Origin of the sequence: Agromyces aurantiacus (assembly GCF_016907355.1) — a bacterium.
Taxonomy (GTDB): domain Bacteria; phylum Actinomycetota; class Actinomycetes; order Actinomycetales; family Microbacteriaceae; genus Agromyces; species Agromyces aurantiacus.
The window spans coordinates 652,760-671,999 of record NZ_JAFBBW010000001.1 but is presented as its reverse complement, the minus strand read 5'-3'; the positions used below and the strand labels follow the sequence as shown (position 1 = coordinate 671,999).

Below are 19,240 nucleotides of genomic sequence, written 5' to 3'. Positions count from 1 at the left end.
CCCATGAGCGACGGGGGCAACGAGGAGCGGACGGATGCCGGGCGCGGCGAGAAGCGCGCAGCGGTCATCTTCAATCCGGTGAAGCAGGGCGTCGACGAGGTCCGCACGGCCGTCGGCCGGCTCGAGTCGGCGCACGGCTTCGGGCCTACGCTGTGGATCGAGACGACCGAGGAGGACCCGGGCACCGGGCAGGCACGCGAGGCCGTCCAGGCGAAGGTCGACCTCATCATCGCGGCGGGCGGCGACGGCACGGTCCGCGCGGTGGCCGAGGGCCTCGAGGATGCCGAGATCCCCGTCGGGCTCGTCCCACTCGGCACGGGCAACCTGTTCGCGCGGAACCTCGACATCCCCGTGAGCGACATCCCGGCGGCGGTGTCGCTCGCCTTCACGGGCGTCGACCGCAAGGTCGACGTGCTCCGCGCGCGCGTCCGACGCCCCGACGGCACGACCGAGACCGAGGTGTCGCTCGTGATGAGCGGCATCGGCTTCGATGCGGCGATGATTGCGAACACCGACCCCGACCTGAAGAAGCGGGTCGGATGGCTCGCCTACGTCGACGCGGGCATCCGCGCCATCCCGAACTCGGCGCCCTTCCGCGTGGCGCATCGCATGGACGACGGCCGCACGCACCGCTCGCGCGTCGCGAGCGTGCTCGTGGCGAACCTCGGCTACCTGCCGGGCAACATCGAGCTCATCCCCGACGCGGCCATCGACGACGGGCGCCTCGACGTCGTGCGGTTGCAGCCGCGGAACTTCTGGGGCTGGCTCATGGTGTGGCGCAAGGTCGCGTGGGAGAACCGGGTGCTGCGCAAGAGCGCGCTCGGCCGGCAGCTCATCGACCTGACCGGCGGCAACAAGCGACGCGAGGTGGTCTACTCGAGCGGCCGCTCGATCGACGTCGTGATCGACGGCGGCGAGCCGCAGGAGTTCGAGATCGACGGCGAGGAGCGCGGCACGATCACCGCGGCGCGCTTCGTGATCGATCCGAAGGCGCTCACCGTGCGAGTGGCGAAGCCGCCGAAGCCCAAGCCCGCCGATGAGCCCGCCACGGGCGACCCGAAGGAGGTCGTCGAGGAGCAGGGCTAGTCGACGCCGGCCCCTCCGCGCATCGCGGCGAGCCTGGCGCCGATCACGAGCGGCAGCCCGATGAGGGCTCCGACGATGCCGAGCGTCGCGGCGCCCGACACCAGGTTGGGCACGACGGCCATGAGGTACATCGTGCGCTGGTCGTCGAGGCTGGTCCCCTGCATCCCGAACTGCGCGTCGACCTGCCACGACACCATGATCGACAGCGTCACGACCCCCGCGACCAGGAAGATCCCCAGGACGAGCACGCTCGGCGAGAGCACGGCGCGCGCCGCAGTCATGCGTCGCCTCCGACCGGGCCGTCCGCCGATCCGGACGGCGCTCGACGCCGCAGCAGCCGGGCCCGCCGCAGGCCGTCGGCGACGAGGAGGATCACGGCGCCCGCGACGCCCGCCATGAGCGCGGCCGGGCCCGCCAGATAGGCGAACATGCGGGCGGCCTCCTCGCTGCGCACGCCCGAGGGCGGCCCGAACGGGTCCTGGGAGACGATCGTCCAGACCGACCAGGCGCCCACCGCGAGCGCGAGCCCGGCCGCGGCCCACGCGATGCCGAAGGCCACGCGCATGATGCGATCGGCATCGCCCCCCTCGTCCGCGGCGGGTGCGGGGTCGGATCCCGACGCACCAGCGGCCTCCCGCGTGGGTGCGGATGCCATGCCGGCCGCGGGCGGTTCGACACCGTGGGCCGGCGACACGACCGCCACGGGGTCGGACGGCGACGGCGAGGCTGCCGGCGCGTGCTCGGGATCGTCCCGCGCGACACGCGGGCCGCTTCGATCGGGGTCGCGGTGTGGCGGGAGCGGGTCTCGCTCGGGCGCTCCCGCGTCATCCGCCGGCTCCCCCGTCCAGCCCCGCTGGTACCGCGCGTCGTAGCGTGGATCGAACTCCGGCCCCGTCGCCGTCCCCGCCATGCTCAGTCCTCCCCGGGCTCACCGCTCAGGATGCCGCGCAGCCAGTCGCGCGCCTCGATGAAGATGTCGTCCTCGTACTTCGAGTGGTACTGGGCCTCGCGGCGATCGGCGCGCGGGTAGGAGCCGAGGAAGATGACCTTGGGGCTGAACCGCCGCAGGCCGAGCAGGGCGTCGGCGACGCGTTCGTCCTCGACGTGCCCCTCGAGGTCGACCACGAACCGGTACCGGCCCATCTCGTCGCCGATCGGGCGCGACTGCAGCAGCGACATGTTCACGCCGCGGGTCGAGAACTGCTCGAGCATCGCGAGCAGCGACCCGGGCTCGTCGTCGGGCAGCTCGACGATGAGGCTCGTCTTGTCGGCGCCGGTGCGGCCGGGGATGCGCCGCGACCGGCTGACGAGCACGAAGCGGGTCATCGCCTTCGGGTTGTCGCCGATCCCCTCGGCGAGCACGTCGACGTCGAGGTGGTCGACGATGCCGGGCGGGGCCACCGCGGCATCGGCCAGGCCGTTCTCGAACAGCGACGCCGCAGCCTGCACGTTGCTCGTGGCGGGCAGGTGCGCGTGGTCGGGCAGCTGGCGCTCGAGCCACGCGCGCGATTGCGCGTAGGCCACCGGGTGCGCGTTCACGACGCGCACCTCGTCGAGACGCGTGCCCGGCCGCGCGACGAGCACGAAGTTGACGGGCACGAGGTACTCGCCGACGATCCGCAGCCCGGGCACCGTGGCGAGCGCGTCCTGCGTGGCCGAGACGCCGCCGTCGACCGAGTTCTCGATGGCGATCATCGCCGCGGTCGAGCGGCCCTCGACGACGTCGGCGAGCGCCTCCCCCACGTTGTTCACGCTGCGCCAGTGCTTGCCGGCCGCCTCGGGCACCTGCTTCAGCGCGGCCTCGGTGAACGTGCCGGCGGGCCCGAGGTACGAGTAGGTCTCGTCGGGTCGTGGCGCGGCGGCATCCGTCATGCCGCCAGCCTACGGCGCGAGCTCACCGTGTTTCCCGGAAGCGCGCACGGTCCGGCGAGGCAGAATCGCATGCAGGGGGTGCCCGCATGACCGAGACGACGGATGCCGCGACCCGGCGCCGCACGGTGCCGACCGACGAGGAGCGCCGCGTGGCCCTTCGCCGCATGAAGCGGCTCGCGACGAGCCTGCTGCTCGTGGCGGCCGCCGTGTTCGCGGTCGCGTTCCCGCTGCAGGACGAGATCGCGTGGATGGGCTTCGTGCGCGCCGCGGCCGAGGGCGCGATGGTCGGCGCGCTCGCGGACTGGTTCGCGGTGACGGCGCTGTTCCGCCATCCGATGGGGCTCCCGATCCCCCACACGGCGATCATCCCCCGTCGGAAGGACGAGATCGGCGCCGCGCTCGGCGCGTTCGTCGAGGACGAGTTCCTCTCCGACGCGGTGGTCGGCGACAAGCTGCGCTCGATGGGCGTCGCCCGGCGCCTCGGCGAGTGGCTGCGCGAGCCCGCCAACGCCGAGCGCGTCACGCACGAGGTCTCGGTGGCGGGGCGCGGCATCCTCACCCTGCTGGCCGACGAGGACGTCGCGACGGTGATCGAACAGCTCGCACGGCGGCACCTGCTCCAACCCGAGTGGGGTCCCGCGATCGGGCGCGTCGGTGCGCGCCTCGTCGCGGCCGACCAGCAGCGCGCCGCGGTCGACGCCGTGCTCGAGCGCGCCGAGTCGTGGCTGGCCGACCACCCCGAGTCGTTCGGCAGCATGGTCTCGAGCCGGCTGCCGAGGTGGGTGCCGGGCTTCGTCGGCGGACTCGTCGACGACCGCGCGTACCGCGAGGTGCTCGCGTTCGCCCGCGCGGTGCGCGAGGATCCGCACCATCCGCTGCGCGAGGCCATCGACCAGTGGCTCGCCGAGCTCGCCGACGACCTGCAGCACGACCCCGGGATGATCGCCCGGGTCGAGAAGCTCAAGGCCGACCTCGCCGACAGCCCGCGGCTGCGCGAGTTCGCGGGCGAGGTCTGGGACTCCGTGAAGGTCTCGCTCGCCGCGTCGCTCGAGGATCCGGCCAGCGAGCTGCGCGCGGGCCTGCGGTCGGGCCTCGTCGAGGTGGGTGCGCGCCTCGCGACCGACCCCGAACTCGCCGCCAAGGTCGACCTGTGGGTGACGGATGCCGCGGCCTACGTCGTCGGCAAGTACCGCCATGAGATCGCGGGCGTGATCACCGAGACCGTCGAGCGGTGGGACCCCAGCGAGACCACCGAGAAGATCGAGCTGCAGGTCGGGCGCGACCTCCAGTACATCCGCATCAACGGCACGGTCGTGGGCGCACTCGCGGGCCTCGCGATCCACGCGATCGCGACCGCGGTGCAGTCGCTCGCCTGATCGTCACGGGGGTGTCGTCCGGCTCGGCGGAGGGGCAGACTGGGGGGATGCACGAGCGAGCGGGCACCCCGGCGACCGAATCCGACCTGATCGACGTGGAGGCCCTGCTCCGGGCGTACTACGACCTGCATCCGGATGTCTCGATCCCCGAGCAGCGCGTGGTGTTCGGCACGTCGGGCCACCGGGGCTCGTCGCTGAACACGGCGTTCAACGAGGACCACATCCTGGCCATCACGCAGGCGATCGTCGAGTACCGCACGAGCCAGGGCATCACGGGCCCGCTGTTCATCGGCGCCGACACGCACGCGCTGAGCGGCCCGGCGCAGACCACGGCGCTCGACGTGCTCGTCGCGAACGGCGTGCGCGTGCTCGCCGACGAGTACGACGACTACGTGCCGACGCCGGCGCTCAGCCACGCCATCCTGAAGTGGAACAACGACCCCGCGAAGCGTGCCGAGGGGCAGGCCGACGGCATCGTCGTGACGCCCAGCCACAACCCGCCGCAGGACGGCGGGTTCAAGTACAACCCGCCGCACGGCGGCCCGGCCGACTCCGACGCGACGAGCTGGATCGCGAACCGCGCCAACGAGCTCATCGCCGACGGACTGCGCGGCGTGAACCAGGCCGAGCCGTCGGCGGTCGAGACGTACGACTTCCGCGGCTCGTACGTCGAGGACCTCGCGCAGATCATCGACTTCGACGCGATCAAGCGCAGCGGCATCCGGATCGGCGCCGACCCGCTCGGCGGCGCGTCGGTCGGCTACTGGGGCGCCATCCGCGACCGGTACGGCATCGACCTCGAGGTCGTGAATGAGAAGGTCGACACGCGCTGGGCGTTCATGACCCTCGACTGGGACGGCAAGATCCGGATGGACCCGTCGAGCCCCAACGCGATGGCCTCGGTACTCGCGAACCGCGACCGCTTCGACATCCTCACGGGCAACGACGCCGACGCCGACCGGCACGGCATCGTGACGCCCGACGGCGGCCTGATGAACTCGAACCACTACCTCGCGGTCGCGATCGAGTACCTGTACACGCACCGGCCCGACTGGCCGGCGGATGCCGCGATCGGCAAGACCCTCGTGTCGAGCTCGATGATCGACCGCGTCGCCGAGTCGCTCGGCCGGAAGCTCGTCGAGGTCCCGGTCGGGTTCAAGTGGTTCGTGCCCGGCCTCATCGACGGCTCGGTCGCGTTCGGCGGCGAGGAGAGCGCGGGCGCGTCGTTCCTCCGCAAGGACGGCACGGTGTGGACCACCGACAAGGACGGCATCCTGCTCTGCCTGCTCGCGTCCGAGATCCGCGCGGTCACCGGGAAGAGCCCGTCGCAGCTGTACGCCGAGCTCGTCGCGCGCTTCGGCGACCCCGCCTACGAGCGCACGGATGCCGCGGCCTCCGCCGCCCAGAAGGCCGCACTCGGCAAGCTCGACGGCGACGCGATCGCGGCGACCGAGCTCGCGGGCGAGCCGATCGTCGCGAAGCTGTCGTCGGCGCCCGGCAACGGCGCGGCGGTGGGCGGCGTGAAGGTCGCGACCGAGCACGCGTGGTTCGCGGCGCGACCGAGCGGCACCGAGGACGTCTACAAGATCTACGCCGAGTCGTTCAAGGGCCCGGAGCACCTCGCGGAGGTGCAGGCCGAGGCCAAGCGGATCGTCGACGCGGCGCTCGCGTCGGCGTAGGGCTCGCGGCCCGCGGGCGGCGCGCGGCGACGGGCGACCGCGCCGTCAGCTCGCGCGCTCGGCCGCCTCGGGCTGCTCGGCGAGCGCCTCGAACGCGACCTCCGGACCGGGACGAGCCGCCTGGCGCGCCGCGAGCGCGTCGAGCCGGTCGCGCGCCTCGCGGTCGAGGTCGAGCACGCGCGCGAGCGCGTCGGCGAGGTCGCCCGCCGCGGCGGCGTTCGGGTCGAGCGCGACCCCCATGCCGCTGCGCTCGATGGCCGCGGCGCCCGCGAACTGGTCGGTCGAGAACGGGAGCACGACCAGCGGGACGCCGCATCCGAGCGCTTCGGTCACCGAGTTGTTGCCGCCGTGCGTGACGGCGGCCGAGGCTGCGCGCAACAACCGCACCTGCGGCAGGTACGGGCGCACGAGCCAGTCCCCCGGCAGCTCGCCGAGCTCGCCCGGATCGGCGGAGCCGGTCGCGATCGCGGCCCGCAGGCCGAGCGAGCGCAGCGCGTCCGCGACACGGCGGAGCACGTCGGCGCGGACCGAGAGGAAGCTGCCGAAGCTCACGTAGACGAACCGCCCGGCGGTCTCGCTCCAGTCCGCGATCTCCCGGTCCTCGGGCTCCTCGCGGAGGGCCGAGCCGAGGAACCGGTGGGGCGGCAGGAGCGGGCCGCGCGCCGGGTCGGCGAGCTCGGACGGCGAGTTGTACAGCACGAGCGGCCCGTGCTCGGCGAACGCGTCGGCGGTCGTCGGGAACGCCGGGTCGAGCTCGCGCGCGGCCCGGTTCCACTCGTCCGCGAACCGGTTCGAGACGCGTTCGCACAGGGCGCGCAGGTCGGCGAGTTCGTCGGGGTCGGGCCGGACGGCGCTGGGCCACTCGGGCGGCAGGCCGTACACCTCGTCACCGACGGGCAGCGCGCTCGGATGGCCCAGCACCACGTCGCCGTAGGGCACGCCCGCCGTGGCGAGCCCGAGCCTCGCGTTGAACGCGAGGTGGTCGACGAGCACCTCGTCGGGGCGCACCTCCTCGACGATCCGCTGGGTCGCCCGCGCCGACTGCACGGGCTCCCACATGAGGTCGGTCAGCCGCTCGGCGGCCTGGTAGCGCAGCGTGGGCACGGCGCCCTCGCGCGTGGCCGCGAAGAACCCGCGCAGCGACGCGCCCTCGTCGACGGGCTGGTCCTCGGCGCGGATCACACCCGGGTTCGACCCGCGCCCGAGCCGCAGCTCGCGCCGCTCGAGCCCGAACGCGTCGACGATGCCCGCGGTCGCCGGACCGGACGCCACCACGACGCGCTCGCCGCGGTCGCGCCACGCGGTCGCGAGCGTCGCGAGCGGCAGCAGGTGCGACGCGTAGTCGGGGCTGATCACGAGCAGCGTCATCGCGTCGCCTCCGCGGTGAGGCCGAACAGGACGGCCTCGTCGCGTGCGACGCCGCGGTACACCCCGGCGAGCGAGCGCGCCATCCGCTGGATCGTGAAGTTCTCGCGCACCATCGCCCGCGAGCGCTCGGCCCTCGCGTCATCGCGCTCGGCTCCCGCGGTCGCGAGCGCGGCATCGAGCGCGTCGGCGAGCCGGTCGGGCTCCCACGTCGCCGTGAGCAGGCCGGTCACGCCGTGCTCGACGTAGGTCGCCGGACCGCCGCCGTCGGGCGCGACGACGAACAGTCCGGTCGCCATGGCCTCCAGGAGGGCGAGCCCGAACTCCTCCTTGAGGCTGGCGCAGGCGTACACGCCGCCGGGCGCGGCGAGCCCCGGCACACCCAGCCGCGCGGCCGCGAACCAGCGCGCGGTCACGTCGTTCGGGCGGTGCCCGGGCAGCAGCAGCCCGGCCGCGGCGCGATCGCCGGGTGGGACCGCGGTGTCGATGCGGTCGAGCTGCTCGCGTTCGTCGGCCGTGGGCCGCGCGAGGTCGCCGCCGATGACGAGCAGGTTCGCGCGCTCGGCGAGCGGGCCGCCCGCCCACGCCTCGACGAGTGCCGCCATGCCCTTCACGCGGTGCAGCCGGCCAGCGGTCAGGATGAGCGGCAGGCCGCGGCGCTCCGGCGCGAGGCCCTCGAGCAGCCGGCGAAGCTCGGCGAGCGCCGGCCCGGGCTCGCCGCCGTCGGCGTGCGCCGACGCCTCGGCCAGCGCCGCATCGACCGTGACGAGGTCGACGCCCTCGGGCACGATGGTGTGCCGCTCGGCGTGCGCGTCGAGGTCGATCCCGACCAGTCGACGCAGGTCCTCGCGGAGATGCGGACGCGGGAACAGCACGGTGTGCGCGGCATCCGCCGCGAGCCGCTGCACGAGGCGCGTGCGGAACCAGTAGTGCTCGGCGTGGTCGGCGTCGCCGAACCGCTCGCGCGTGAGCCGGCCCGCGCGGTCCATCGACTCGATGACCGCGTGCGGGTCCGGGGCGACCGTGAACACCACCGGGATCCCGAGCTCGCGCGCGACCTCCGACGCGGCGAGGGTGCCCACGTCGGCCATCCGGAGGTGCACGAGGTCGACCCCGCCCGCGGCGCGCAGCACGCGACGGATGCCGCGGCGCGTCGAGACGCGCAGCGGCCACGCCGAGGCGGCCGGCACCGGCTCGGCCGGCATCGGGACGCGCGCATACGCGTGGCCGCCGTCGCCGCCCTCGGCCTCGAGCGCGAGCAGGTCGGCCGTGGCCTCGGCCACGGATCCGCGTGAGAGCGTGACGACGCGGCCGACGCCGCCATCGCGGTCGCCGGCGAGCGCGTCGCCGAGGCGCACGAGGAGGGTCGCGATGCCCCCGTTGTCGCCCGCGCCCGCGGAGCTCAGCTCAGGATCGATGTCGGCGTGGAGGAACAGCTGCGCGATCGTGCATCCGCCGGTGCCCAGGACGACCTCTCGACGGGGCGAGGCGCGGTCGACGAGCGCGAGGCGCGCGGCGTCCGCGAGCGCTCCCTCGGACGAGGCGAGCGCGTGCAGGAGCTCGCTCGACCCGTCGTCGGGCGAGCGGTCGCCGAGCGCGGCGACGGCCGCGAGGCGCACGGCGTCGGGTTCGTCCCGGTCGGCGGCGAGGCGCGCGAGCGCCCGGTCGGCGACCGGGTCGTGGATGAGCCCGAGCGTCTCGGCGAGCCGGCCGCGGGCCTCCGGGTCGACGATGCCGAGCAGCGCGCCCTCGACGCCCACGAGCAGCGCCTCGGGCACGGCCTCGCTCCAGTGCTGGAGCGTGCGCTGGGCGAGCATGCCCGAGAAGCCGCCCTCGGCGACCATCCCGAGCAGCCGCCCCATCGCGTCGAACCTCGGCAGGCCGGCGCCCAGCGCCCAGGCGGCGTGCTCGCGCACGAACGCGCGGTCGTCGGAGAGCAGCGCGGCGAGCAGGCGCCCGGCCTCGCGATCGACCAGGCCGCTCAGCGCATGCACGGCCGCGATCGCGGTGAGCTGGTCGTCGCCGTGCACGGCGCCGGCGAGCACCCGGATGGTGCGCACGCCGGTGTCGCGTCCGGCCTCGAACGCGAGGTCGTCGGCCAACCGCATCGCATCGATGACGGTCGGTGCCTGCCGTACGGCGTCGAGCGTGGTCTGAACCCCCATGTCGGCTCCCCCGGTCGTCGCGTGGGGCCGCCGGACGGGTCACCGACGGCGGCTCATGCGCTCAGGATGCTACTGGGAAAGGTTGGGCGTTCCTCCGGGCTCGGTGGCAGTTCGCTGGGAGCGGCCCGCGTGCGGGTCAGCGCAGGGAGAAGTGCGTGACGGTTCCGCCGCCCGAGGCGAGGGCCTCGTCGACGTCCCAGTAGTCGATGTCCTTGGTGTGCCCGCCGACCCAGACGCGCGTGCCCTGGTCGGTGTGCTCGACGCGCGTGACGATCGCGGTGTGGTCGCGGTCGCCCGAGCCGTCCCAGTCGAACTGGGCGAGGTCGCCGACCTTGACCTGGTCGCGGTGGGCGTCGGTCAGCTCGGTAGCGCGCGCCGGCTGCGTACGCAGGTAGTCGCGCAGCGCGGTCGAGCTGGACCACGCGGGCGACATCCGCCCCGTGCCGGCGTCGTAGTACCAGGCGCCGTCCATGCTCCAGCCGCGCGCGACGAGCGACTGGCTCGCGAAGTTGGCGCAGTCCACGCCGCCGAGCACCGGATAGGCCGCGGAGTTGTACGACGACCAGTGCGCGAGCACGTACGCCACCTGCGCGTCGATGCCGGGGTCGCTCGTGTAGGCGATGGTCAGGGGCGCGCCCGTCGTCCCGATCGCATCGGCGACGCCCGCCTGCGCCACGGCCGTGGGCCCCATGAGCTCGGCTGCGGCGGTCGCCGGTGCGGACGGCACCGAGGCGGCGTCGACGACGACGGGGTTGCCCGCCTCGTCGGTGAGCTCGACCTCGGCGTCGCCGCGCACCGCGTCGTCGACCGCGGGGACGGCGAACGTGATCGCCTCCGCGGTCGCCTCGACGACCCGGGCGGGCTCGCCGGCGACCGTCACGGCCGCGACCTGGTCGAGGTTGCGGCCCTCGACGGTGACCTCGGTGCCGCCCGTGAACGGCGCCTCCCCGGTGGACGGGCCGCCGGTGACGACGGGACGCACGGCGTCGATCTCAGAGGCGAGCACGTCGCCCTCGGGGTCGCCGGAGGCCGCAGCCCGGATCGCGTCGTCGCGCGCGCCGGACGCGGCCGCCGCGGCGTCGCGGTCGGCGCCGGCGACGGTGACGCCGGTCACGAGCGTCCCGCCGAGCATTGCGGCGGCGCAGCCGACGAGGATGGCCCGGCGGACGCCGCTCGACGGGCGCCGGTTGCCGATGCGGTCGGCACGGTGGCGGGGGTGCGGAGTGGGCGACGAGGCGTCGCGCACGACAGCCGGCGCCGGGGGCAGCTCGGCAGGTCGGGCGGTGTCCGCGGGCCCGGCGAGGTCGCCCTCGGGCTCGGCTGCGGGCGCGAGCGGGTCCTCGTGGCGCGGGATGGGCAGCGCGGTCGACCGCCTCCGGAGGGGACGCTCGGGCGCGTCGGGCAGGTCGAGGTCCGCGAGGACGGCGGCGACCGCCGACGATCGGCCGTCGCGGACGCCCACGGACTCGCCGGGCACGTCGGGCAGGGAGCGGTCGAAGGCGCGCACGGCGTCGGGGTCGGGTGCGCGGAAGGTCGAACGGCGGAAGGAGGGCAGGAGGGAGTTCTTGGGGTGTCTGGGCACGTCAGGGGTGTGGGGGTCGGCCGGATGTCGGCATTTCGGGGGACACGACAGCCCACCACGCCTGCTTGTGAGGATCCCTCGCGGGTGCTGGGAGGACGGTGAACGCCCGTCCACCCAGCCGGGCCGGGATCAGGCGGTCGGGCGGACTCCGGCGCGCGCGACCATCACGCCGGCCACGACGAGCGGCACGAGCACGAGGATGGCGATGACGTTGACGCCGGCGAAGCCCGCGAGTCCGAGCACGAGCCCCGAGAACGCGGCCGACGTGGCGGCCGCGATGTTCATCGCGGCATCCGTCGCGCCCTGCAGCGGCACGCGCATCGAGGCCGGCACGGTCGTCGTCAGCAGCGTCGACCCGCCGATGAGGCCCGCCGACCAGCCGAGGCCGAGCAGCCCGAGCGCGAGCGGGATGATCGCCATCGAGTCGCCCGCGACGATGCCGAGGACGGTCGCCGTCAGCAGGATGCCGCCCCCGATCGCGATCACGCGCGTGGCGCCGATCCGGTCGGCGAGCCATCCCATGAGGGGGCTCGCGCCGTACATCCCGAGGATGTGGATGCTGATCACCACGCCCACCAGTGCGACCGGCAGCCCATGGCCCGTCATGTGCACGGGCGTCATGACCATCACGCCGACCATGACCGTGTGCGAGCACACGATCGCGAGGATCGCGAGGCGCGAGCGACGATCGGCGAACGCCGCCGTGAACGCCGCCCATGAGCCGATCCGCGCATCCGAGGCGGCGCCGCCCGAGTCGGCCTCGAGGTGGCCGGCGCGAGGCAGGCGGAGCGCCGTGGCGGCGATCAGCGTCGCCACGGCGAACACGGCGCCCGAGAGCACGAAGGGGCCGACGAGTGCGGGCAGGCCGATCGCCCGCCCCAGTTCGTCGCCGGTCGAGGAGAGCAGGGGCCCCGCGACAGAGCCGATGGTCGTCGCCCAGAGCACGAGCGACATCGACCGGGCCTCGAATCCGGGCGCCGCGACCTCGGTCGCGGCGAACCGCGCCTGCAGGCCCGCGGCCGCGCCGGCGCCGAACGCGGCCAGGCCGAGGAAGACCAGCGGGATCCATCCGCTCGCGGCGGCCGTCACCACGAGCACGGCCCCGGCCGCCGAGCACGCGTAGCCGGTCGCGAGCGCGACGTGGCGCCCGGACCGCACCGCGAGACGCGCGAGCGGCACGGCCGCGATCGCCGCACCGAGCACGCTCGACGACTGCGACAGCCCGCCCATCGCCTCGACGCCCGTGAGGTCGGTGACCAGGATCGCGGCGAGCGCCATGCCGGTCGCGACACCCACCCCGGCCAGCAGCTGGTTGAGGATCAGCAGGCCGAGCTGCAGCCGGCCGCCCCGGCGAGGCGCGCGCGGCGGCGCCATCCGCTCGGCCCGGGTCGTCTCATCGCTCACCGCGGCAGCCTACGCCGCACCGGCGACACCCGCAGCTACCCGTAGGTCGGGGCCGCCGGCAGCCCGAAGAACTCCTCGAGCGTGGTCACGCCGGTCCGGTGCATCTCCTCCGCGAGGTCGACGCCGACGTACCGGAAGTGCCACGGCTCGAACTGGTACCCGGTGACCGCCTGCTTGTCGGCCGGGTAGCGCAGGATGAAGCCGAACCGGTGCGCGTTGTCGCGGAGCCACTGCCCCTCGGGGGTGTCCGCGAAGCACACGTCGAGCGAGCACGTGCCCGACTCCGGTCCGATGTCGATGACGAGCCCCGTCTGGTGCTCGCTGTATCCCGGCCGCGCCGTGAGCTCGTCGTCGCCGTCGTAGATGTTCTGCTGCGCCGCGTACGAGCGGTAGGCGCTGTTCGACGCGAGCGAGAGGCCCGCCTCGCTCCTCGCGGCGGCGAACATGGCGACGACGGCGTCCGAGGCCTCGGCGCGCAGCAGCGGGTCCCACGTGTGCGGCACGGGCACCGACACGAGGTCGGGCGGCTCGAAGTCCATGGGCTGCAGAGGACGCAGTTTGTCGACGACGACCCAGATGCTCATCGGGTCGTCGATCGAGTGGGCGGTCGTGTCGAAGGTCGCGACCGGCGTCGGCGTGGGCGTGGCGACGGGCGACGGGCGGTGCGGGGTCGGCGTGGCGGAGGGCGTCGGCGATGCGGATGCCGCGGGGCTCGGGTCGTCGCCGGCCGTGGCGAACAGCACGGCCGTCGTCGCGGCACCGGCGATGACGACCGCGGCCACGATCGCGCCGGCGATGAGCCGGTTCCGGCGGACGCGTGCGGAGACGGGCTGACCCGGGGCCATCACGCGGCCAGGCGCCAGTAGTACACCGACCCTCCGGGATGCTCCTCGGTGATCGCGACGTCGACGTCGCGGTAGTCGCTGTCGAGCGTGTGCCCGGCGAAGTAGATCTTCACGCCCTCGTCGGAGCGCTCGATGCGCGTCACGACGCCGGTGTGGTCGCGGTCGCCCGAGTCGTCCCAGTCGAACTGGACGAGGTCGCCGAGCTGGACCTGGTCGCGCTCGCCGTCGTCGAGCTCGGTCGCGAGGTCGGGCCGGGTCTCGAGCCAGTCGCGCAGCGCGGTCGAGCTGCGCCATGATGCCGACGAGGTGTAGGGGTCGCCGCCGTGATGCCAGGCGGCCGACTGCGTCCAGCCGCGCACCACGAGCGATTGGCTCGCGAAGTTCACGCAGTCGTTCTTCTCGAGCACGCCCCACTCCTCGTCGTTGTAGTCCGACCAGTATTCGAGCACATACTCGACCTGTGCGACGACACGGGGGTCGGTCGCCACGTCGACCTGGACCCCGTCGCTCGCGTCGCGTGCGGGGACGTCGCTGCTGGGAGCATCCTCGGGCGTCTCGGAGGGGTCCGACCGCTCGCCTCGCGCGTCCGGGGTCACGGTGCCGATCGACGCCTGCGGCGGCAGCGGCGGGATGCCCGCGCACCCGGTCGCGCCGACCGCGATGGCGGCGGCGATCCCGGCGAGGAGGAGAGGTCGTGGCACCCGATGACGGTACGGGCCGCGCCTCCGAGGACGCCGGGAGCACGCCCTCCGTTTCATCCGCGTCCGCCCCATGGAACCTGCGCGGGATGGGGGCGACGCGCCGCGGTGACGCGGAATGTGAGAGCGCTCTCTTGACAGAACCACAGGCGAGTGCCTAGCATCGGGAACCGCATCGTGAGAGCGCTCTCACAGGAGACGACGCGCCCTCTCGAGCGCCCCTGTAATCCCATCCACGCACACAAGGGAGTGACCGTGAATCTTTCACGACGCACCAAGGCGTTCGCGGCGGTCGCCGGCGCCGCCTCATTCGCCCTCATCGCCACCGGCTGCGCCGCGGGCGAGGACGCCGGCTCCGACGGCGGCCCGGTCGAGCTGACCATCGCCACGTTCAACGACTTCGGCTACACCGACGAGCTCCTCCAGGAGTACATGGACGAGAACCCGAACGTCACGATCGTCCACAACAAGGCCGCGACCTCCAACGACGCTCGCGCCAACTACTTCCAGAAGCTCGGCAAGACCGGCCTCGCCGACATCGAGGCGATCGAGGTCGACTGGCTGCCCGAGGTCATGCAGTACTCCGACCTGCTCGCCGAGGTGCCCGCCGACGTGAAGGACCGCTGGCTCGACTGGAAGGTCGACGCCGCCACCGACGCCGACGGCCGGCTCATCGGCTACGGCACCGACATCGGCCCCGAGGGCGTCTGCTACCGCTCGGACCTGTTCGCCGCGGCCGGCCTCCCGACCGACCGCGAGGAGGTCGCGAAGCTCCTCGAGGGCGACTGGGCCAAGTACTTCGAGGTCGGCGCCGACTACACGGCCAAGACCGGCAAGGCCTTCTTCGACTCGGCCGGCGGCACCTACCAGGGCATGATCAACCAGGTCGAGGCCGCCTACGAGGACCCGGAGTCCGGTGAGATCATCGCGACCGAGAACGGCGAGGTCGAGGACCTCTACAACCAGGTCCTCGACGCCAGCGCCACGCAGTCGGCGCACCTCGGCCAGTGGAGCGACGACTGGTTCGCGGGCCTGTCGAACGGCGCCTACGCCACCATGCTCTGCCCGGGCTGGATGCTCGGGGTGATCTCGGGCAACGCGCCCGACGTCACCGGCTGGGACATCGCCAACGTCTTCCCGAACGGCGGCGGCAACTGGGGCGGCTCGTACCTGACCGTCCCCGCGAACGGTGAGAACGTCGAGGAGGCGCAGAAGCTCGCCGACTGGCTGACCGCGCCCGAGCAGCAGATCAAGGCGTTCGTGAACGCGGGCACCTTCCCGAGCCAGACCGACGCCTACGAGGACGCCGCGCTGACCGACTTCACGAACGAGTACTTCAACAACGCGCCCGTCGGCCAGATCCTCACGGACCGCGCCAACGCCGTCACCGTCGCACCGTTCAAGGGCGAGTACTACTTCCAGATCAACGACGCGATGCAGCAGGCGCTGACCCGCGTCGAGGACGGGACGCAGGACAAGCAGGCCTCGTGGGACCAGTGGGTCTCCGAGGTGAACGCGATCGGCTGAGCCCCCTGGGCTGACCGCCTCGCCGGGCGGACCGGGTCCCACCCGGTCCGCCCGGCCCCCACCAGCTCGGAACGTTAGGACTCACCGTGACCTCGACCGCAACGGCGCCCTCCCCCGCGCCCGACACGCTGCCGGAGGCGCCCGCCCGCCGGTCGCGCGAGCCCCGGCGCGTCGGCTTCGGGCACCGGCTCAGCCGGTGGGACCTGAAGCTCTCGCCGTACCTCTACATCTCCCCCTTCTTCATCCTCTTCCTCGTCACCGGCCTGTTCCCGATCGCCTACACTGCGGTGATCTCGTTCATGGACTGGGACCTCGTGCGCAACACGGGCACGTTCATCGGCTTCGACCAGTACGCCTACGTGCTCTCGCAGCCGAAGTTCTGGATCGCGCTGCGCAACACCTTCAGCATCTTCCTGCTCTCGAGCGTGCCGCAGCTGCTGCTCGCGATCTTCATCGCCGCCATGCTCGACCAGAACATCCGCGCGAAGACGTTCTGGCGCATGGGCGTCCTGCTGCCGTACGTCATGGCGCCCGTCGCGGTCGCGCTGATCTTCAGCAACATGTTCGGCGACCAGTACGGCCTCGTGAACACCTTCCTCACGGGCCTGGGCCTGCCGGCCGTGCCCTGGCACAGCAACGCGTTCGCGAGCCACCTCGCCATCGCGACCATGGTCAACTTCCGGTGGACGGGCTACAACACGCTCATCCTCCTCGCCGCGATGCAGGCGATCCCGCGCGACTACTACGAGGCCGCGGCGATCGACGGCGCGGGCCGGTTCCGGCAGTTCTTCTCGATCACGGTCCCGAGCCTCCGGCCCACCCTCATCTTCGTGATCATCACCTCGACCATCGGCGGCCTGCAGATCTTCGACGAGCCCCGCATGTACGACCAGTTCGGCGTCGGCGGCGCGAACTCCCAGTGGCTGACGATCACGCTCTACCTGTACGACATCGGCTGGGGGCAGTGGAACTTCGGCCGTGCCGCCGCGCTCGCGTGGATCCTGTTCCTCATCATCCTCGCGATCGGCGTCCTCAACCTGCTCGTCACGCGCCGCCTGGTGCGCGACGAGGGCAGCCGCACCGACCTCACGCCCCGGCAGCGCCGGGCCGCCGCTCGCGCCGCGCGCGCCGAGCTCGCGACCGCGCGCACAGCGACGGAGCCCGCCACCACGACGACGGAGGCAACCCGATGAGCGCCCCCACTCCCACCACTGCCGTCGCCCTCGGCGAGCACGCGACCCTCACGTCGGCCATCACGACCCGGCCCGATCGCCGTGGGCGCCGGCCGCGGGTGATCCGCGGCTCGCGGCCCGGATGGTTCGTCTACGCCTCGCTCGGGGTCGTGCTCGCCTCGGCGCTCTTCCCCTTCTACTGGTCGTTCCTGATCGGCTCGGGCGACGCCGCGACGATCCGCGACCAGAACCTCTCGTGGATCCCCGGCGGGAACTTCCTCTCCAATGCGGCCGCGGTCATCAACGACCCCGCCGTGAACTTCTGGCGGGCGCTCTGGAACTCGATCTTCAGCTCGGCGCTCATCGCGGCATCCGTCGTCTTCTTCTCGACGCTCGCGGGCTGGGCATTCGCGAAGCTGCGGTTCCGCGGGTCGAAGTGGCTGCTCGTGTTCGTCGTCGCGACGATGGCCGTGCCGACGCAGCTCGGCGTCGTGCCGCTGTACATCCTCTTCTCGGACCTGGGCTGGACGGGCAACATCGGCGCGATCATCGTGCCGGCGCTCACGAGTGCCTTCGGGGTGTTCTGGATGACGCAGTACCTCCAGCAGTCGGTGCCCGACGAGCTGATCGAGGCCGCACGGGTCGACGGCGCGAGCTCGTTCCGCACGTTCCTCACGGTCGGCCTGCCCGCGGCGCGCCCCGCGGCGGCGATGCTCGGACTGTTCACGTTCGTGTCGGCCTGGAACAACTTCTTCTGGCCGTTCATCGTGCTCGACCGCAACGACCCGACCCTGCCGGTGGCGCTCTCGCTGCTGCAGTCCAACTACTTCGTCGACTACTCGATCGTCCTCGCGGGCGTGCTGCTGTCGACGATCCCCCTCCTCCTGCTGTTCGCCTTCGCGGGCAAGCAGCTCGTCTCAGGAATCATGCAAGGAGCCGTCAAGGGATGACCATCACGCACCCCGCACCCGAACCCACTGCCGCCGCCGTCCGGCGGTTCCCCGACGGCTTCCTGCTCGGCGCCGCCGCAGCCGCCTACCAGATCGAGGGCGCCGCGAACGAGGACGGCCGCACCGACTCGATCTGGGACGCGTTCAGCCGCGTGCCCGGCGCGGTCATCAACGCCGACAACGGGGATGTCGCGTGCGACCACTACCACCGCTACCGCGACGACGTCGCCCTCATGCGCGAGCTCGGACTGAACTCCTACCGGTTCTCGACCTCGTGGGCGCGCGTGCGGCCCGACGGCGGCGAGGTGAACCCGAAGGGCGTCGACTTCTACTCGCGCCTGGTCGACGAGCTGCTCGGGGCCGGGATCGTGCCGTGGCTGACGCTCTACCACTGGGACCTGCCGCAGGCCCTCGAGGAGCGGGGCGGCTGGGCCGACCGCGACACCGCGTTCCGGTTCCGCGACTACGCGCTCACCATGCACGACGCGCTCGGCGACCGCGTGAAGGTCTGGACCACGCTCAATGAGCCGTGGTGCTCGTCGTTCCTCTCCTACACGGCGGGCGCGCACGCCCCGGGGCGCCAGGACGTCGCGGCGGGCCTGGCGGCAGCGCACCACCTCATGCTCGGCCACGGCCTGGCCGTGCAGGCGCTCCGCGATCGCGACGCGTCGCTCGAGCTCGGCATCACGCTGAACCTCACCAACGCCAAGCCCGTCGACCCGACCCGACCCGGCGACCTCGACGCGGCGCGCCGCATCGACGGCCAGTTCAACCGGGTCTTCCTCGACCCGATCTTCCGCGGGCACTACGCGGGCGACCTGCTGGCGGATGTCGGGCACCTCGGCCTGCGCGATGCGATCAAGCCGGGCGACCTCGAGATCATCTCGACCCCGATCGACGCCCTCGGCGTGAACTACTACCACGGCGAGTTCGTCAGCGACCTCCCGCCCGCGCAGCCGCACGGCGGCGAAGCGCCGACCGAGCGGCCCACCCGGTCGCCGTTCCCGGCCGCCGACGGCGTGCACTTCCACTCGCAGGGCCTCCCGCAGACCGTCATGGGCTGGGAGGTCGAGCCCGACGGGCTGCGCGAGCTGCTCGGCCGCGTGCACCGGGAGTACACGGGTCCGGCGGGCGTGCGCCTGTTCGTGACCGAGAACGGCGCGGCGTACGACGACGAGGTGTCGGCGGACGGCGCCATCCACGACGCCGAGCGCACCGAGTTCCTGCTCGGCCACCTGGGCGCGATCCTCGACGCGATCGACGAGGGCACGCCCGTGCACGGGTACTTCTACTGGTCGATCCTCGACAACTTCGAGTGGGCGTGGGGGTACGACAAGCGGTTCGGCATCGTCCGGGTCGACTACGACACGCAGGAGCGCACGATCAAGGACAGCGGGCTGGCGTACCAGCGCGTCATCCGCGACCGCGCCCTGCCCGCGGCATCCGCCAGCTGACCTCGCCCGATGACCCGACGCCCCCGGCTCCGCCCGCCCCATGCCGCTCGCAAATAGACTGACGA

Annotated in this window: 16 protein-coding genes; 7 read left to right on the top strand and 9 right to left on the bottom strand. The window is 73.0% G+C overall.

The window, feature by feature from the left end:
* Positions 1 to 3: 3 nt before the first annotated feature.
* Positions 4 to 1,086, top strand: coding sequence for a diacylglycerol/lipid kinase family protein (locus JOD46_RS03195; protein ID WP_204391615.1), 1,083 nt, complete (start codon positions 4 to 6; stop codon positions 1,084 to 1,086).
* Here JOD46_RS03195 and JOD46_RS03190 read toward each other — a convergent pair.
* The 3 genes from JOD46_RS03190 to pheA all read right to left on the bottom strand — a co-directional run bounded on the left by JOD46_RS03190 (position 1,083) and on the right by pheA (position 2,958).
* Positions 1,083 to 1,367 carry a hypothetical protein gene (locus JOD46_RS03190; RefSeq protein WP_204391614.1) on the bottom strand — a complete coding sequence of 95 codons (285 nt, stop codon included), beginning with the start codon at positions 1,365 to 1,367 and terminating at the stop codon, positions 1,083 to 1,085. The two genes, JOD46_RS03195 and JOD46_RS03190, sit on opposite strands and share 4 nt — an antisense overlap.
* The gene (locus tag JOD46_RS03185) at positions 1,364 to 1,645 is read right to left on the bottom strand and encodes a hypothetical protein (protein WP_204391613.1); all 282 of its coding nucleotides are present in this window, start codon (positions 1,643 to 1,645) and stop codon (positions 1,364 to 1,366) included. Before JOD46_RS03185 ends, JOD46_RS03190 begins: the two co-directional genes overlap by 4 nt.
* A gap of 353 nt (positions 1,646 to 1,998) precedes the next feature.
* Complete coding sequence (pheA, locus tag JOD46_RS03180) at positions 1,999 to 2,958, bottom strand: prephenate dehydratase (protein WP_204391612.1); 960 nt, start codon at positions 2,956 to 2,958, stop codon at positions 1,999 to 2,001.
* An 86-nt stretch (positions 2,959 to 3,044) separates the two neighbouring features.
* Here pheA and JOD46_RS03175 point away from each other — a divergent pair, with 86 nt between their 5' ends.
* Together JOD46_RS03175 and pgm are read left to right on the top strand one after the other, a co-directional pair.
* Positions 3,045 to 4,334 carry a DUF445 domain-containing protein gene (locus JOD46_RS03175; protein WP_204391611.1) on the top strand — a complete coding sequence of 430 codons (1,290 nt, stop codon included), beginning with the start codon at positions 3,045 to 3,047 and terminating at the stop codon, positions 4,332 to 4,334.
* A gap of 47 nt (positions 4,335 to 4,381) precedes the next feature.
* The gene (pgm, locus tag JOD46_RS03170) at positions 4,382 to 6,013 is read left to right on the top strand and encodes a phosphoglucomutase (alpha-D-glucose-1,6-bisphosphate-dependent) (protein ID WP_204391610.1); all 1,632 of its coding nucleotides are present in this window, start codon (positions 4,382 to 4,384) and stop codon (positions 6,011 to 6,013) included.
* Between the two features lie 45 nt (positions 6,014 to 6,058).
* On the opposite strand, the gene JOD46_RS03165 is transcribed toward pgm, so the two are convergent.
* From JOD46_RS03165 to JOD46_RS03140, 6 genes are all read right to left on the bottom strand, one after another.
* Entirely contained in the window at positions 6,059 to 7,381 is a 1,323-nt protein-coding gene (locus JOD46_RS03165) for a nucleotide disphospho-sugar-binding domain-containing protein (RefSeq protein ID WP_204391609.1), read from the bottom strand.
* Complete coding sequence (locus JOD46_RS03160; protein WP_204391607.1) at positions 7,378 to 9,543, bottom strand: glycosyltransferase; 2,166 nt, start codon at positions 9,541 to 9,543, stop codon at positions 7,378 to 7,380. The genes JOD46_RS03165 and JOD46_RS03160 overlap by 4 nt, the downstream gene beginning before the upstream one ends.
* Positions 9,544 to 9,679: 136 nt before the next feature.
* Positions 9,680 to 11,125 (bottom strand): amidase domain-containing protein, encoded by a 1,446-nt coding sequence (locus JOD46_RS03155; RefSeq protein ID WP_204391605.1) that lies wholly within the window; start codon positions 11,123 to 11,125, stop codon positions 9,680 to 9,682.
* Between the two features lie 129 nt (positions 11,126 to 11,254).
* Positions 11,255 to 12,529 (bottom strand): MFS transporter, encoded by a 1,275-nt coding sequence (locus JOD46_RS03150; protein ID WP_204391604.1) that lies wholly within the window; start codon positions 12,527 to 12,529, stop codon positions 11,255 to 11,257.
* A gap of 35 nt (positions 12,530 to 12,564) precedes the next feature.
* Complete coding sequence (locus JOD46_RS03145; protein WP_204396182.1) at positions 12,565 to 13,374, bottom strand: M15 family metallopeptidase; 810 nt, start codon at positions 13,372 to 13,374, stop codon at positions 12,565 to 12,567.
* On the bottom strand, positions 13,374 to 14,075 hold the full coding sequence (locus tag JOD46_RS03140) for an amidase domain-containing protein (RefSeq protein WP_204391602.1): 702 nt from the start codon (positions 14,073 to 14,075) through the stop codon (positions 13,374 to 13,376). Before JOD46_RS03140 ends, JOD46_RS03145 begins: the two co-directional genes overlap by 1 nt.
* 246 nt (positions 14,076 to 14,321) lie before the next feature.
* Between JOD46_RS03140 and JOD46_RS03135 the strand changes: the two genes are divergently transcribed.
* From JOD46_RS03135 to JOD46_RS03120, 4 genes are all read left to right on the top strand, one after another.
* Positions 14,322 to 15,599, top strand: a complete 1,278-nt coding sequence (locus JOD46_RS03135) for an ABC transporter substrate-binding protein (protein ID WP_443588111.1) — start codon at positions 14,322 to 14,324, stop codon at positions 15,597 to 15,599.
* A gap of 128 nt (positions 15,600 to 15,727) precedes the next feature.
* Complete coding sequence (locus JOD46_RS03130; protein ID WP_204396174.1) at positions 15,728 to 16,792, top strand: carbohydrate ABC transporter permease; 1,065 nt, start codon at positions 15,728 to 15,730, stop codon at positions 16,790 to 16,792.
* Positions 16,789 to 17,721 carry a carbohydrate ABC transporter permease gene (locus JOD46_RS03125; protein ID WP_204391598.1) on the top strand — a complete coding sequence of 311 codons (933 nt, stop codon included), beginning with the start codon at positions 16,789 to 16,791 and terminating at the stop codon, positions 17,719 to 17,721. Before JOD46_RS03130 ends, JOD46_RS03125 begins: the two co-directional genes overlap by 4 nt.
* Positions 17,718 to 19,175 (top strand): GH1 family beta-glucosidase, encoded by a 1,458-nt coding sequence (locus JOD46_RS03120; protein WP_204391596.1) that lies wholly within the window; start codon positions 17,718 to 17,720, stop codon positions 19,173 to 19,175. Before JOD46_RS03125 ends, JOD46_RS03120 begins: the two co-directional genes overlap by 4 nt.
* Positions 19,176 to 19,240: the final 65 nt, after the last annotated feature.